This window comes from Bacillus sp. C28GYM-DRY-1 (assembly GCF_030519405.1).
GTDB classification, from domain to species: Bacteria; Bacillota; Bacilli; order Bacillales; family Bacillaceae; genus Bacillus; species Bacillus spizizenii_A.
The window spans coordinates 1-287 of record NZ_JAUMKF010000086.1 but is presented as its reverse complement, the minus strand read 5'-3'; the positions used below and the strand labels follow the sequence as shown (position 1 = coordinate 287).

1 pseudogene is annotated in these 287 nt (G+C 40.8%); it reads left to right on the top strand.

Annotated elements, in window-relative coordinates:
• Window positions 1-287, top strand: a pseudogene (locus tag Q3W56_RS20790) (IS3 family transposase); the annotation flags it as partial.

The window sequence follows — 287 nt, the reverse complement described above, 5'->3', positions numbered from 1 at the left end:
ATCTGACGAAAGATCATTCCAAGCACCATTTGGAAAAACAAATCGGCACGTTGTGCCGAGAGCACAAGTATCGGTATGGATATCGAAAAATCACAGCCATACTAAAAAAGAGAATGCGTATTAACCAAAAACTGTTCAACGTATTATGCAGAAAAATCAATGGCAGTGCCGGGTTAAGGTGAAAAAGCGCAAGAAGAATGGGCAGCCATATGCCGTGGTCGATAATATATTAGATCGGAACTTTCAGTCTGATCATCCTCTTGAAAAACTAGTAACGGACATCACGT